The 14,409-nt window shown below is 69.2% G+C and carries 13 protein-coding genes; 12 read left to right on the top strand and 1 reads right to left on the bottom strand.

Going from position 1 to position 14,409, the window contains the following annotated elements:
* Positions 1-73 precede the first annotated feature (73 nt).
* The 12 genes from BRX43_RS07375 (at position 74) to uraH (ending at position 13,266) form a co-directional block, all read left to right on the top strand.
* A complete protein-coding gene (locus tag BRX43_RS07375; RefSeq protein ID WP_241214834.1) occupies positions 74-1,624 on the top strand; it encodes an adenosine deaminase in 1,551 nt (516 codons plus the stop codon).
* Positions 1,625-1,806: 182 nt separating this feature from the next.
* Complete coding sequence (locus tag BRX43_RS07370; protein ID WP_125994213.1) at positions 1,807-4,137, top strand: TonB-dependent receptor; 2,331 nt, start codon at positions 1,807-1,809, stop codon at positions 4,135-4,137.
* A gap of 25 nt (positions 4,138-4,162) precedes the next feature.
* A complete protein-coding gene (locus BRX43_RS20250) occupies positions 4,163-4,327 on the top strand; it encodes a hypothetical protein (RefSeq protein WP_164523555.1) in 165 nt (54 codons plus the stop codon).
* On the top strand, positions 4,324-5,679 hold the full coding sequence (locus BRX43_RS07365) for an AtzE family amidohydrolase (protein WP_125994212.1): 1,356 nt from the start codon (positions 4,324-4,326) through the stop codon (positions 5,677-5,679). Before BRX43_RS20250 ends, BRX43_RS07365 begins: the two co-directional genes overlap by 4 nt.
* Positions 5,679-7,259 (top strand): gamma-glutamyltransferase, encoded by a 1,581-nt coding sequence (locus tag BRX43_RS07360; RefSeq protein WP_125994277.1) that lies wholly within the window; start codon positions 5,679-5,681, stop codon positions 7,257-7,259. Before BRX43_RS07365 ends, BRX43_RS07360 begins: the two co-directional genes overlap by 1 nt.
* Complete coding sequence (locus BRX43_RS07355; protein ID WP_125994211.1) at positions 7,253-8,509, top strand: allantoate amidohydrolase; 1,257 nt, start codon at positions 7,253-7,255, stop codon at positions 8,507-8,509. Before BRX43_RS07360 ends, BRX43_RS07355 begins: the two co-directional genes overlap by 7 nt.
* 37 nt (positions 8,510-8,546) lie before the next feature.
* Positions 8,547-9,728, top strand: a complete 1,182-nt coding sequence (locus tag BRX43_RS07350) for an alanine--glyoxylate aminotransferase family protein (protein WP_206433143.1) — start codon at positions 8,547-8,549, stop codon at positions 9,726-9,728.
* Entirely contained in the window at positions 9,725-10,627 is a 903-nt protein-coding gene (puuE, locus tag BRX43_RS07345) for an allantoinase PuuE (RefSeq protein ID WP_125994209.1), read from the top strand. Before BRX43_RS07350 ends, puuE begins: the two co-directional genes overlap by 4 nt.
* An 8-nt stretch (positions 10,628-10,635) precedes the next feature.
* Positions 10,636-11,016: an oxalurate catabolism protein HpxZ gene (gene hpxZ / locus BRX43_RS07340; RefSeq protein ID WP_125994276.1), complete on the top strand. Its 381-nt coding sequence runs from the start codon at positions 10,636-10,638 to the stop codon at positions 11,014-11,016.
* Positions 11,013-11,504 carry a 2-oxo-4-hydroxy-4-carboxy-5-ureidoimidazoline decarboxylase gene (gene uraD / locus BRX43_RS07335; RefSeq protein WP_125994208.1) on the top strand — a complete coding sequence of 164 codons (492 nt, stop codon included), beginning with the start codon at positions 11,013-11,015 and terminating at the stop codon, positions 11,502-11,504. The genes hpxZ and uraD overlap by 4 nt, the downstream gene beginning before the upstream one ends.
* Positions 11,501-12,928, top strand: coding sequence for an NAD(P)/FAD-dependent oxidoreductase (locus BRX43_RS07330; protein ID WP_125994207.1), 1,428 nt, complete (start codon positions 11,501-11,503; stop codon positions 12,926-12,928). Before uraD ends, BRX43_RS07330 begins: the two co-directional genes overlap by 4 nt.
* Positions 12,925-13,266, top strand: a complete 342-nt coding sequence (gene uraH, locus BRX43_RS07325) for a hydroxyisourate hydrolase (RefSeq protein ID WP_125994206.1) — start codon at positions 12,925-12,927, stop codon at positions 13,264-13,266. Before BRX43_RS07330 ends, uraH begins: the two co-directional genes overlap by 4 nt.
* A gap of 73 nt (positions 13,267-13,339) precedes the next feature.
* Here uraH and BRX43_RS07320 read toward each other — a convergent pair whose 3' ends face one another.
* Positions 13,340-14,245 (bottom strand): LysR family transcriptional regulator, encoded by a 906-nt coding sequence (locus tag BRX43_RS07320; RefSeq protein WP_125994205.1) that lies wholly within the window; start codon positions 14,243-14,245, stop codon positions 13,340-13,342.
* Positions 14,246-14,409: the final 164 nt, after the last annotated feature.

Raw genomic sequence — 14,409 nt, 5'->3', positions numbered from 1 at the left:
CCGCCAGACCTTCCATAGACAGGCCGACAGGGGGCCTGCGCCACGAGCCGCGGCCATCACCTGGGGGATAGCGATGAACGTCCGTTGGAATGGCGGCCGCGCCCGCATGCGCTTCGGCGCGGCGGGGGTCGGCCTGGTGCTGGTCGCCGCGATGCTGGGCGGGGCGACGCCGCCGCCCGAGCCGGCGACGGCCGAAGCCCGAACGGCGGCCTATTTCGACCGGATCGCCGACAGCCCGCCGCGGCTGCGCCTCTTCCTGCAAACCATGCCCAAGGGCGGCGACCTCCACAATCACGCCGGCGGTGCGATCTATGCGGAGGATATGCTCGGTTGGGCGGCGGCGGAAGGGCTGTGTCTGTCGGTCAATCCGGCCGGCCTGGCACCGGCACCCTGCGACGCCCCCGGCCGCATCTCCGCCGCCACGCTGGTGCAGGATTATCCGCGCTATGCGGCGTTGGTGGACGCCTTTTCCACGCGCGGTTTCGAGGCGGGCACGGGTGACCCGCAGGTGTCAGGCTATGATCGCTTCTTCTCGACCTTCGACGCCTTCTGGCCGATCGTCGCCCGCCACGGGGGCAAGGTGATGGCGATCGCGCGGCAACAAGCCGCGGCTGACGGCGTGTCCTATGGCGAACTGAGTACCGGTTCGGCCGCGACGCAGCCATTGCTGGCGAAGGTCGGCGATGGCGATGTGCAGGATTTGGCCGCCCTGTACGACCGGATCGCTCCCGAACTGCCCGCTGCGGTGCGGGCGACCCGGGCGCAATATGACGGATATGACGCGGAAATGGCGGCGATCGACGGATGTCGCACCGCCATGCCGAAACCCGCCTGCGCGACCGAGATCCGGTATCAGTTCGCCGCCCTCCGCACCCGGCCACCGGCTCAGGTCTTCGCCGAACTCGCCCTGGGGTTCGCGCTGGTACAGGGCGATCCGCGCTTCGTCGCGGTCAACATCGTCGCGCCGGAACATCATCCGGTCGCCTTGCGCGACTATGCGTTGCACATGCGGATGCTGCGGTTCCTCAAGGACCGGTTTCCCGCAATTCCGTTGTCGCTGCACGCGGGCGAACTGACCCTGGGACTGGTGCCGCCGCGCGATTTGCGCTTCCACATTCGCGATGCCGTCGTGGTCGCCGGTGCCCGCCGGATCGGGCATGGCATCGATATCCCTTATGAAACCGACGCCCGGGCGCTGCTGGCGCGGATGGCGCGCGAGCAGGTGGCGGTGGAGATCAACCTGACCAGCAATGCGGTGATCCTGGGGGTGAAGGGGCGCGATCACCCGCTGTCGCTCTATCGCCAGGCCGGTGTCCCGGTCGTGCTGTCGACCGACGACGAAGGCGTCTCGCGCACCGACATGACCAACGAATATCTGCGCGCCGTTACCGAACAGAAGTTGCGTTACCGGGACCTCAAGCAGATCGCCCGCGATTCCCTCCATTATGCGTTCCTGCCCGGCGCGAGCCTCTGGCAGGATCGCGCCGGCGGCCCCCGGGTCGCCGCCTGCCGCGTCCTGGACACGGCCGCCTGCCGGACCTTCCTCGCCACCCATGCCAAAGCCCGGCTCGAGGCGCGGCTGGAACGCGATTTCGACCGGTTCGAGCGGCAGTCGTTCGATTGATCGGACACCCGCACGAAGCGAGCGAAAAAAGCGCGCACCGGAAGCGTAATATTGTGCTTCTGATCGCCAATTCGTCGCCGCTAACACGGCATTCGAAGGCGGGCGGTGCACGGCCGGGCCATCCGGCGGATGATCGGAGGAGGGCGCGCCGCCCCACGCAAAATCGCTTGTGGGGGCATGTGATGAACTGGACGAAATGGCCGCTGCTGTCGTGCGCGGCACTCATATCCTATCCTTGCGCGGGGCAGCAGGTCACAGCGCAAGCTGCGACGACCGATGCGGCGCAGGACGAGTATATCCCCGAAGTCGTCGTCACCGCCGAAAAGCGCGAGACCGGGCTGCAGAAAGTGCCGCAGGCGATCACCGCGCTGACCAGTGATGCCTTGCTGGCGAACAACATCAATACGTTCCAGGATCTCAGCGCGCTGGCCCCCGGCCTGACCGTCGGCAATGCCGAAGGCGAGCGCACGACGATTTCGATCCGCGGCGTCGGGCAGGAGGCGAACCAGAACGATGTCGCCGCCCCTTCGGTCTCCTATCATCAGGACGGCGTCTATATCGTGTCGCCCTTCGCCCTGGGCGGCAACTTCCTCGATGTCGGTCGGGTCGAAGTGCTGCGCGGGCCGCAGGGGACGCTGTTCGGCCAGAATTCGACCGGCGGCGCGATCAACCTGGTCACGGCGGCGCCGAAGCTGGGGCGGACCGAGGGCTATGTCGATGCCGCCTATGGATCGTTCGATTACCGGAACCTGCGGTCGGCGGTGAACCTGCCGATCGGGCAGACCATCGCGATCCGCGCAGCGGGAAGCTGGCTGAAGCAGGACGGCACCGCGACCAACGTCGCCCTTCACCAGGCGCTGGACCAGCGCGACGATGCGGCCTGGCGGTTCCAGCTGCTCTGGGCGCCGGCCGACAACCTGCGCATCGACCTGACCGCGCAACAGTTTCGCAGTGACACCAACGGCCCGGCGCGTTTCGGGCTATTCGATCCCACCCCACGCCGCGCTGCGGACGGGCACCGGCAATTGTCGCAGGATTCGCCATCGCGGCTGTTCCTGCGATCGCAATTGTACAGCGCGGTCGTGACCTGGGATCTGCCCGTCTTCACGGTCAAGTATCTCGGCAGCCATCAGCGCGAGGATGTTCGCAAATATCGCGACAACGACTTCTCGAACGTCGCGGTCGTCAGCCCGCTGACGGTCGAGCGCAGCTTCTACGAACGGCAGGATCAGGCGCACCGCTCCTACACCTCCGAGCTGAACCTCGTGTCGCGGCAGTCGCTGTTCGGCTCCGTCGACTGGGTGCTCGGCGCCTTCTGGTTCCAGCAGAAGATCGAGGCGCATTCGCTCGAACGGGTGGACCGCAATCGCAACGGCGTGTTCGATCCGTTCAACCCGATCGCCAATAACGGCCTGCCGCCCGCCGGGGACATCGGTTTCCAGAGCGATTTCTTCCCCGAACGCCGCTCCTATTCCTTCTATGGGCAGGCGACGTGGCACGCGACCGAGCGGCTGCGGGTGACCGGTGGCCTGCGCTATACCGATGACCGGGCGACCAACCGCAACTTCAACTTCTTCACCCTGTCGACCGGCCGGCCGACCGCCGACATCACGTCGCAGGCGACGGCCGTGACCGGTCGCGCGGCGGTGGAGTTCGAGCTGGGGCGCGGCCGCATGGCCTATGCCTCCTATACGCGGGGGTTCAAGCCGGGCGGCAACAACCTGACCTTCGGCATTGCCGACGTGGCGGAGGATCTGGTGCTGCGCACCTTCCGTCCGGAGCATATCGACGCCTATGAGTTGGGGCTGAAGGCCGACCTCCTCGACGGGCGGCTGCGCGCCAATCTGGCCGGGTTCGGCTATGACTATCGCGACCTGCAATATATGACCAGCGACCCGCGCAACCGGTCGAGCGGCGTGGCGAATATTCCGCGCAGCCGGATCCTGGGTGCGGAAGCGGAACTGACCTTCGCGGCCAGCCGAGACCTGCGGTTCCAGACCGGACTGACCTTCCTCGACAGCCGGATCAGCGGCCATGTCCGCGCGCTCGACAGCATCGATGCCGTGGCGGCGGAACGCGACCTGGTCGTCAATCGGCGGCTCAGCATCTTCGCGCCCGCCGTCACGCTGGCCCGTGCGGCGGTCATCGAGGACCTGTACGGCAATCAGCTAGCCAAGACGCCCAGGTTCAGCGCGACGGCCGGCGCGAACTGGAACCACCGCTTCGACACCGGGCTGAGCGGCTATGCGTCCGCCCTGGTGATCCGGCGCGGCGCGATGCAGGCGCGCGTGTTCAACAATCCCGCGATCGACCATGTACCGGGCTATACGCAGGTCAACCTGACGGGCGGCATCCGGTTCGACAGCGGCTGGGATTTGAGCCTGAGCGTGCAGAACCTGTTCGATCGCGACGGGATCAGCACGCGCTTCACCGATGTGTTCGGGGTCAACGCGACCTTCGACCAGTTGATTCCACCGCGCACCGTCATCGCCCGCGCGCGGTACAGTTTCTGATGCGAGCCGAGGGAGCGACGATAGCATGACCCAGTCGAGCGACGACGAACGCCGTCTCACCCTCCTGCTGGCCGAGCGGCTCGGGCTGGTCATCCCGGCAGCGGCGCTGGACGGCGTGATCGCCAACCAGCGGTTGCTGGCGCGGCATCATGGCGTCGTGCGCGACGCGCTGGCGGAGGAGGGGCGATGACCCGGCCCGCCGCAACGGCCCGCGCCATCGCCGCCGACGTCCGGGCCGGACGACGGTCCGCGCAGGCGATCGCGACCGAGACGCTGGACCGCATCGCGACGCAGGACCGGATGAACGCGTCGACCCGGCTGCTGCATCGGCGGGCGCTAGCCGATGCGATGCGGGTCGATGCGGTGGTCGCCACCGGTGGCGATCCGGGGCCGCTGGCCGGCGTACCCTTTGCGGTCAAGGATTTGTTCGACGTTGCCGGGGAGACGACCACCGCCGGCGCACGCCAACGCGCGGCGGCCCCGCCGGCATCCCGCGATGCCGAGGTCGTCGCGCGCTTGTGCGCGGCGGGGGCGGTGCTGGTCGCGACGACCAACATGGACGAATTCGCCTATGGTTTCTCGACCGAGAACAGCCATTACGGCACCACCCGCAATCCCCATGATCCCGAACGACTGGCGGGCGGATCGTCGGGCGGCGCGGCGGCGCTGGTCGGCGCGGGGCTGGTGCCGCTGGCGCTGGGATCGGATACCAACGGATCGATCCGGGTGCCGGCCAGCCTGTGCGGCGTCTATGGCCTGCGCCCCAGCTTCGGCGCCGTGTCGGTCGAGGGAGCCTATCCCTTCGTCGAGCGGCTGGACACGGTGGGCGGCTTCACGCGGTCGCCGAAGGACCTCGCCATCGCCCATGCCGTGATGCTTGGCCAGGCGCTCCGACCCGCGGGAGCCGCGTCGCGCGTCGCGGTGCTGGGCGGCTGGTTCGCGGCGCGGGCCGATGCGATGGTCCTGGCCGGGATCGACCGTATCGCCGCACATCTGGGTGCAGGGCCGCCGATCGTGTTGCCCTCCGCTGCCGCCGCGCGCTCCGCCGGCTTCGTGTTGACCGGGGCCGAGGGGGGATATCGCCATCTGGCGGCCCTGCGCCGCGACGCCGTGGCGTTCGAACCGGCGACGCGCGACCGGCTGATCGCCGGCGCGCTCCAACCGGTGGCGGCGGTGCGCGAGGCGGAGGCGGTCGCGGAGCGCTTCACCGCCGAGCTTCTGGCCGCACTGGCCGGGCACGACCTGTTGCTGGCGCCATCGACACCGATGTCCGCGCCGCGCATCGATGCGACGACGATCGTCGTCGATGGCGAGACGCTGTCGGCCCGGGCCGATTTGGGTCTGCATACCCAGCCGCTGAGCCTGGCGGGCGTGCCCATCCTGTCGGTGCCTCTCTCCCTGCCGGAGGACGCGATGCCGATCGGGGTGCAATTGATCGCCGCGCCGGGCCGGGAGGCGTTGCTGTTCGAAACGGCATCGGCGCTGGTCGCGGCGGGGCTGGTCGCCTGCACGCCCGCCCCGCAAGAGGCGGAGGCGGCATGATGCGCGCGACCCCCCGTTCGCTGCGCGGCATGGTCAGCGCGCCCCATCATCTCGCGGCGCAGGCCGGCCGCGACGTGCTGGCCGACGGTGGCTCCGCCGTGGAGGCGGCGGTGGCGACCGCCGCCTGCCTCGCGGTCGTCTATCCCCACATGACCGGCATCGGCGGCGACGGTTTCTGGCTGGTCGCCGAGCCGGATGGGCGAAGCTGGGCGATCGACGGATGCGGCGCGGCGGCGTTGGCGGCCGATCGCGCGCTGTACCGCGACCTTGCGACGATCCCGTGGCGCGGGGCATTGGCGGCGAACACCGTGGCGGGGACGGTCGCGGGATGGCTGGCCGCGCTCGAGCACAGCCACGCGACGCTGCCGCCCGACCGGCTGTTGCGCGACGCGATCCATCATGCGCGCCACGGCGTGGTCGTGACCAGCGGCGGCGCGCAGGTCGCTTCGGCCGTCTCTTCCGCGCTGCGCGCGCTTCCCGGCGACTATGCCCACATCTTCGAACCGGACGGGCGGCCGCTGGCGGAGGGCGATTTGCTGCGGCAGCCGGCCTTGGCGGCGACGCTGGAACGGCTGGCGGGTGAGGGGCTGGACGGGTTCTACCGCGGCGCACTGGCGCAGGCGATCGCCGACGATCTGGCTGCGGTCGGCAGCCCTGTCGCGGCCGCCGACCTTGCCGCCTTTGCCGCACGGACCGTCCCGCCACTGTCGGTCGGGATCGAGGGGGCGCGCCTGTTCAACCTGCCGCCACCGACGCAAGGGGTAGCGTCGCTCCTGATCCTCGCGCTGTTCGACCGGCTGCGTGCCGCCGAGGGCGAGGGCTTCGACCATGTCCATCGGCTGGTGGAGGCGACGAAACAGGCGTTTCGCTGGCGCGACGCGCATGTCGGCGATCCGGCCACGATGGTCGCTGACGCGCAGGCCCTGTTGGACGACGGCGCGGCGCTCGACCGGATGGCGGCGGCGATCGATCCGGCCCGCGCCGCGCCCTGGCCCCATCCCCCGGCGCTGGGAGACACGACCTGGTTCGGTGCCGCCGACGCGCGGGGGCAGGTCGTCAGCTGCATCCAGAGCACCTATTTCGAATTCGGATCGGGCATCGTGCTGCCGCAGACCGGCATCGTCTGGCAGAACCGGGGATGCTCCTTCGCGCTGGACGGCGACGGCCCCAACCGGCTGCGTCCCGGCGCGCGGCCGTTCCATACGCTCAATCCGGCGCTGGCGCGGTTCGATGATGGTCGCGTCATGGCCTATGGCACGATGGGGGGCGAGGGGCAGCCGCAGACGCAAGCGGCGGTCTTCACCCGCTATGCGCTGTTCGGCGCGCCGTTGCAGGCGGCGGTGGATGCGCCGCGCTGGTTGCTGGGCCGCACCTGGGGCGACCAGAGCACGACGCTGAAGATCGAGGCGGGGTTCGACTTGGCGCTCTACGCGCAACTGGCGGCGGCGGGCCATGCCGTCGAGCCCGTGTCGGCCTGGTCGTCGATGATGGGCCATGCCGGGGCGATCGTGCGGCATCCGGACGGTGCGATCGAAGGCGCGGCCGACCCGCGCAGCGACGGGATGGTGGCGACATGGTGACGGTGGCCGCATCCGGTGCCCGCGCGGTGGCACGCTGCCTCGAACTGTCGCGGTCACCCTATAGCGACCGGGCGGACCGATTGTTTCGCGGCTGGCTGACACCGGCCTATCGCGCGACCATCGACCGGGTCGGTGAATGGATGGCCGCGGCGGGCATGACCGTTCGCCGCGACGCCGCGATCAACCTGATCGGCCGGTATGAAGGAACGCGGCCGGACGCACCCGCGCTGGTGATCGGCAGCCATCTCGACAGCGTGCGCGACGGCGGTGCCTATGATGGACCGCTGGGCGTGATGCTGGGCATCGAATGCGTGGCCGCGCTCCATGCGGACGGGCGCCGGCTGCCCTTCGCGATCGAGGTGATCGGGTTCGGCGACGAGGAAGGGTCGCGCTTTCCCGCCGCGATGCTGGGCAGCCGCGCGGTGGCGGGAACGCTGCATCCGGACGCGGCCGACATGGCCGACGCGGCGGGGATCAGCGTCGACGCCGCGTTGCGGGAGTTCGGCAGCGCCGCCGCCACGCTTGCCACCGCGCGCCGTGCGCCCGGCACGATGCTCGCCTATCTGGAAGCGCATATCGAGCAGGGGCCGGTCCTGGAAGCCGACAGGCTGGCGCTGGGAACCGTCACCGGCATCGCGGCCCAGTTGCGCCTGGAAGTGACGGTCACCGGCGTCGCGGGCCATGCCGGGACGGTGACGATGCCCCTGCGCCGCGATGCGCTGGCCGCCGCTGCGCGCATGGTGTCGGCGATCGAGGATATCGCCTGCGCCGCCGCATCCGATCTGGTCGCGACGGTCGGCCGGATCGAGGTCGCGCCGGGGGCCGCCAATGTGATCGCGGGCGAGGTTCGCTTTACCGTCGACATCCGCGCGGGAGCCACCGACCGTCGCGACCGGGCGGGCACGGCGATCGGGCAGGCGATGCGGGCCATCGCGCGGGCGCGGAGCGTGACCCTGGCCGTCGCGACGATCCACGACCTGCCGCCATGCCCGTGCGATCCCCGGCTGATGGACCTGCTCGACGACGCGGTGGTCGCCACGGGGCAGCCGTCGCGACGGCTGATGTCGGGGGCGGGGCATGACGCGATGGCGATGGTCGCGCTGGGGCCGGTCGCGATGCTGTTCATCCGCTGCGCCGGCGGGATCAGCCATCATCCGGCCGAGCATGTCGATCCGGCCGACGCCGACTCCGCCTTTGCCGCCATGCGCGGTTTTATCGACCGATTGGGAGACGAATATCGTGACGCCTGACTTTTTCGGCGAGATCGATCCGCCGCAGCGCCTGCTGATGGGACCCGGGCCGGTCAACGCCCATCCGCGCGTGCTGCGAGCGATGAGCGCCGACCTGCTTGGCCAGTTCGATCCGGAAATGACCGGTTATATGAACCAGGTGATGGCCTTGTATCGGCCGGTGTTCGGGACCGAAAACCAGTGGACCTTCCTGGTCGACGGCACCGCGCGTGCAGCGATCGAGGCCTCGCTGGTGTCGTTGCTGGCTCCCGGCGACCGGTTGCTGGTGATCGATTTCGGGCGCTTCGGGCTGCTGCTGCAGGAGATTGGGGAACGGATCGGCGCACATGTCGAGCGGCTGTCGGTGCCTTGGGGGCAGACCGTGCCGATCGACGTCATCGCCGACGCGATCGAACGGACCGGCCCGATGGTCGTGGCCTGCGTCCATGGCGATACCTCGACCACCATGGCGCAGCCGCTCGACGGGGTCGGGGCATTGTGTCGCGCGGCGGGGGCCTATCTCTATGTCGATGCGACCGCGACGATCGGCGGGATGGAGATCGCCACCGACTCCTGGGGTGCGGATATCGTCACCGGGGGCTTGCAGAAATGCCTGGGCGGTCCGTCGGGGTCGGCGCCGATCACCATCTCTGCGCGCGCCGCCGAGCACATCCTGGGTCGCCGCCATGTCGAAAAGGGCATCCGCCGCGCCGACCTGACCGACGCCGCCGGCGTGCGCATCGGCACCAACTATTTCGATCTCGCCATGATCATGGATTATTGGTCGGAGAAGCGGCTGAACCACCATACCGAAGCCACGACCATGTTGTACGGCGCGCGCGAATGCGCCCGCGTCGCGCTGGGCGAGGGGTTGCCGGCGCGGTTCGGACGCCATGCAGCCGCGGGGCGGGCGGTGGTGGCAGGGGCCCGCGCGCTGGGACTGGAGGTGTTCGGCGACGATCGTTTCCGCATGACCAACGTCACCGGCATCGTCATTCCGGACGGCGTCGACGGCGAGCGGGTCCGCGCCCGGATGCGCGAGGATTTCGAGATCGAGATCGGCACCGCCTTCGGACCCTTGCAGGGCAAGGTCTGGCGGATCGGCGCGATGGGCTACAATGCGATGAAGCATAAGGTGCTGCTGACGCTGGCGGCGCTGGAGGCGGTGTTGCGCGCCGAGGGGCTGGCGCTGCCCTCGGGGGCCGGGGTGGATGCCGCGCTCGAAAGCTATGCGGCGTGAGCGCCGCGCGCGACCTGATCGGCTATGGCGCGTCGCCGCCCGATCCGCGTTGGCCCGGCGGCGCACGCGTCGCGGTCCAGTTCGTCGTCAATGTCGAGGAGGGCGCGGAGAATAGCGTCCTGCACGGTGATGCCGGGTCGGAGGCGTTCCTGTCCGAAATGGTCGGCGCGGCCAGCCACCCCGCGCGCGCGATGGCGATGGAGAGCCTGTACGAATATGGCGCGCGCGCCGGCTTCTGGCGGCTGCACCGGCTGTTCGCCGAGCGGCGGGTGCCGGTGACGGCCTTTGCGGTCGCCACCGCGATGGCCGGCAACCCGGCGGCGGTCGATGCGATGCTGTCCGCCGGATGGGAGATCGCCAGCCACGGCCTGCGCTGGATCGATTATCAATATGTCCCGGCCGAGCTGGAGCGCGCGCACATCGCCGAGGCGATCGCGCTCCACACCCGGCTGACCGGCACGCGCCCGCTCGGCTGGTATCAGGGGCGCACCTCGCCGGCGACCGCAGCGCTGGTCGCTGCCGAGGGCGGGTTCGTCTATGATGCCGACAGCTATGCCGACGACCTGCCCTATTGGGATCGTCGCCATGCCGCCGCCAATGGCGGGCGGGCGCAACTGGTCGTGCCCTATACGCTCGATGCCAACGACATGAAGTTCGTCGCCTATAACGGCTTTGCCGATGGCGAGCCCTTCTTCCGCTACCTGCGCGACACGTTCGAGCAGTTGCGCGCCGAGGGGGGGCGGATGATGTCGATCGGCTTGCACGGCCGCATCGCCGGCCGGCCGGCCCGCGCGGCGGCACTGGCCCGCTTCGTCGATCATGTGGTCGCCAGCGGCGATGCGTGGATCGCGCGCCGCATCGATATCGCCCACCACTGGCAACAGGTGCACCCGGCATGACACCCGAAATGATCATCGACGAACCCGATGTGGTGGCGGAGGTGATGGCCGCCTTCACCGCCTATGAAGCGGCATTGATGGCCGATGACGTGCCGGCGATGGACCGGCTGTTCCACGACCATCCGACCACGATCCGTTACGGCGTGGGCGAGGTGCTGTACGGCGCGGACGCGATCCGCGCGTTTCGTGAAGGGCGCGGCGGATCACCGCAGCGGCGGCTGGGCACGGTCGCCATCCATGCGTTCGGCCGCGATCATGCCACCGCCAATGCCGAATTCTTCCGCGACGGCGATGCCCGGCGCGGACGCCAGAGTCAGACCTGGGTCCGGTTCGCCGACGGGTGGAAGGTCGTCGCCGCCCATGTCTCGATCGAAGGGACGGGATCATGACCGATCAGGACTTCAACACCCTGTCGTCCGAAGCGTTCGTCGCGCGCTATGCCTGCGTGGTCGAGCATTCGCCCTGGGTGGTCGAGCGCGCGGCGGCCCGGCGGCCCTTCGCCGATCTTGCCGAAGGGATCGTCGCGGTGCTGGCGGATGCCTCGCCGGACGAACGCGTGTCGGTGATCCGCGCCCATCCCGAACTTGCCGGGCGGGCCGCCATCGCCGGCACGCTGACCGCCGAATCGCAAAGCGAACAGGCATCCGCCGGGCTGGACCGCATGACCGCGCCGGAGTTCGAGCGCTTCCATGCGCTGAACGCCGCCTATGGCGCGCGGTTCGGCTTTCCCTTCGTCATCTGCGTCCGGCGCACCGACCGGGCGGGCATCCTGCGCGCGATGGCCGAACGCCTGGAGAATGATCGCGAAACCGAGGTGGCGACGGCGATGAACGAGATCGGCCATATCGTCCGCTTGCGACTGGAGACCCTGGCATGACCCGACCCATCGGCCTCGCCGCCCTGGCTGAGCAGGTTGCGACCGACCTCCAGCGCCTCGCGCATGGCGGTCCCGGCTGGACCATGCCGCGCGACGGCGCGGAGGGCCACGTCCATGACGTCATCATCGTCGGCGGCGGGCAGAGCGGCTTGGGCGCGGCGTTCGGGCTGCTGCGCGAACGCGTGACCGACATAGTGGTGCTGGACGAAAACCCGGCCGGCTATGAGGGTCCCTGGGACACCTATGCGCGGATGATGACGCTGCGCACGCCCAAGCATCTGACCGCGATCGACCTGGGCCTGCCGTCGCTGACCTTCCGCGCCTTTTGGGAGGCGCAGCATGGCAGCGAGGGCTGGGACGCGCTGGACAAGATCCCGCGTCGCGACTGGATGGCGTATCTGCGCTGGTATCGTGCCGTGCTGAACCTGCCGGTGCGCAACGATGCGCGAGTCTCGCTGATCGAACCGCTGGGCGGGCGGTTCCGCGTCCATCTGGGCGACGGCACCGCGCTCCTCGCGCGCAAGGTGGTGCTGGCGACGGGGATCCAGGGGGGCGGCCACTGGCATGTGCCGCCTCTGGTCCGCGACCGCCTGCCGCCCACGCGCTACGCCCATACCTCCGCCGCGATCGACTATGCGGCGCTGGCCGGTAAACGGATCGCGTTGCTGGGGGCGGGGGCATCGGCGTTCGACAACGCCCATGCGGCGCTTTGCGCGGGTGTCGCGGAGGCGCATGTCTTCGTTCGACGCCCGGCATTGCCGCGGGTCAATCCGATCCGGCACATGGAGCGCAGCGGCATCATCGGGCGCTTCCCGGCGCTGGACGATGCCGCCAAATATCGGATGATGCAGGCCTTTTTCGACCGCAGCCAGCCGCCGACCAACGACACGTTCGACCGCGCCTCGGGGCTGCCCGGCTTCCACCTGCATCTCGGCACGCCATGGCTGGACGTGGCGGATCTCGGCGAGGGGGTCGCGGTCACCACGCCGCATGGAACCGAGACGTTCGATTTCCTCGTCCTGTCCACGGGCCTCGTCACCGATCCGGCGCTGCGGCCCGAATTGGCGCTGGTCGCCGACGGCATCGCGCGCTGGTCCGACCGGTATCGCCCGGCCGACACCGCCGGAGCCCATCCGCTGATCGACGCGCATCCCTATCTCGGGCCGAATTTCCAGTTCCTGCCGCGTGAGCCCGACCATGCGACCGCGCTGCACGGGCTGTTCGCGTTCAACTATTCGGGGCTCATCAGCCTGGGCCTATCGGCATCGGCGCTGTCGGGACTGCGCCACGCGCTGCCCCGGTTGGTGGCGGGGGTCGCCGACCAATTGTTCCTCGACGACCGCGACGCGATGATCGCCGCCTATCTCGACTATGACGAACCCGAATTCGTCGGAACCTGGCCACGCAGCGAGGCGGCGGCATGAGCGCGACGCTGTCCACTCATGTCCTCGATACCGCGCATGGTCGCCCGGGGGCGGGGATCGCCGTCACCCTGCTCGACGGGCATGGCGCGTGCTTGTTCGAAGGGATGACCAATGCGGACGGGCGGTGCCCCGGACTTGCCGCGCTGCGCCTGTCGCCGGGACGCCATGCGCTGTGCTTCGCGACCGCCGATTATTTCCGCACGGCCGGAGTGGCGCTGGCCGATCCTCCCTTTATCGACCGGGTGACGATCGATTTCGGTATCGGACGGGACGGCGGGCATTATCACGTGCCGTTGCTCGTCTCGCCCTATAGCTATTCCACCTATCGGGGGAGTTGATTGCGTGTCCGGCAGCCGATGATCCGCATCGCCGCCGGTGCGGCGGAGGGCGATATCGTCCCGGCACCGCCGCCTAGGCGTCCAGCCGCGCAAACTCTTCCTTGAGCATGTCGACAAAGCTGCTGAGATAGATGGGCAGCACGCGGCCGCGTTGCAGCAATATCGATACGCTGGCCGGGCGGACGATCCCCTCGGCCAGCGGAACCCAGCAGAGTTCGCCCGCCGCCACTTCGCGCTCCAGGCCGATGCGCGACAGGAAGGCGATGCCGATGCCGGCCCGGACGAGGTTCTTCAGCGTATCGATCCGCTCGACCGTGGCGACCCGCTTCAGTGGCACGTCGCTCGTGTCGAACAGCTCGTACAGGACGCTCTGCTTCAGCCAGTCGTCGTTCGGCGTCACGACCGCATGGGGTATGCAGTCGGGCAGCGTCACCTGATCGAGCAGGGCGAGCGGGTGGCCCGGCGGCACGACGACGCCGATCGGCGTCTGGACATGCGCCACGGTCGCGGTGCGCGACGTTCCCGTCAGGTCGAAGGCGCAGATCACGTCGGCGTCCTTCGACAGCAGTTCCGCTTTCACCCGATGGTTGTCGCCCGCCAGCAACGAGAATTCGATCAGCGGGAAGCGGTGCTGGAAGCGGGCGATCGTCCGCGGCACGAGGTCGTCGGCGAGGCTTTCGGCGGCGGCGATCCGGATCAGCCCACGTTCGCCGCCGCGCAGCCGCAGCATCTCGTGATGCAGGGCGACGCTCTCGCGTTTCCAGCGACGGATATAGCCGAGCAGCGCCTCGCCCGCCGCCGTCGGACGGATGCCGCGCGGCATGCGGACGAACAGTTGCACGTCGAGTTCGTCCTCGAGCTGCAAAAGCTGCCGGTTGACGGCCGACGATGCGATATTCAGCGATTCCGCAGCCTTGCGGATCGATCCCTGGCGTATTGCCTGATCGAAATAGATCAGGCCGGTCTTGATCAGGACCATCGGCGCCCCCGCATTATCCCCAACGCCCCGCCGTCATCGAACGCAATGACGGGCCCATCGGCGCTAATGGGGATGCCTTTGCCCGCCATTGGTCGAAGAGGCAACAAGGCGAGGTTATGCTCGACAAAGGATTGTCGAAACGGATGTGAGCCGCTTGAGAGGCT

It is taken from the genome of Sphingomonas sp. S-NIH.Pt15_0812 (genome assembly GCF_003951315.1).
GTDB lineage: Bacteria > Pseudomonadota > Alphaproteobacteria > Sphingomonadales > Sphingomonadaceae > Sphingomonas.
This window is presented reverse-complemented; position numbering and strand designations above follow the sequence as displayed.

Bases quoted from the DNA above. Each gene is read 5' to 3' on its own strand.
- BRX43_RS07375 (WP_241214834.1), top strand. From the start codon at position 74: ATGAACGTCCGTTGGAATGGCGGCCGCGCCCGCATGCGCTTCGGCGCG.
- BRX43_RS07370 (WP_125994213.1), top strand. From the start codon at position 1,807: ATGAACTGGACGAAATGGCCGCTGCTGTCGTGCGCGGCACTCATATCC.
- BRX43_RS20250 (WP_164523555.1), top strand. From the start codon at position 4,163: ATGACCCAGTCGAGCGACGACGAACGCCGTCTCACCCTCCTGCTGGCC.
- BRX43_RS07365 (WP_125994212.1), top strand. From the start codon at position 4,324: ATGACCCGGCCCGCCGCAACGGCCCGCGCCATCGCCGCCGACGTCCGG.
- BRX43_RS07360 (WP_125994277.1), top strand. From the start codon at position 5,679: ATGCGCGCGACCCCCCGTTCGCTGCGCGGCATGGTCAGCGCGCCCCAT.
- BRX43_RS07355 (WP_125994211.1), top strand. From the start codon at position 7,253: ATGGTGACGGTGGCCGCATCCGGTGCCCGCGCGGTGGCACGCTGCCTC.
- BRX43_RS07350 (WP_206433143.1), top strand. From the start codon at position 8,547: ATGGGACCCGGGCCGGTCAACGCCCATCCGCGCGTGCTGCGAGCGATG.
- hpxZ (WP_125994276.1), top strand. From the start codon at position 10,636: ATGATCATCGACGAACCCGATGTGGTGGCGGAGGTGATGGCCGCCTTC.
- uraD (WP_125994208.1), top strand. From the start codon at position 11,013: ATGACCGATCAGGACTTCAACACCCTGTCGTCCGAAGCGTTCGTCGCG.
- BRX43_RS07330 (WP_125994207.1), top strand. From the start codon at position 11,501: ATGACCCGACCCATCGGCCTCGCCGCCCTGGCTGAGCAGGTTGCGACC.
- uraH (WP_125994206.1), top strand. From the start codon at position 12,925: ATGAGCGCGACGCTGTCCACTCATGTCCTCGATACCGCGCATGGTCGC.
- BRX43_RS07320 (WP_125994205.1), bottom strand. From the start codon at position 14,245: ATGGTCCTGATCAAGACCGGCCTGATCTATTTCGATCAGGCAATACGC.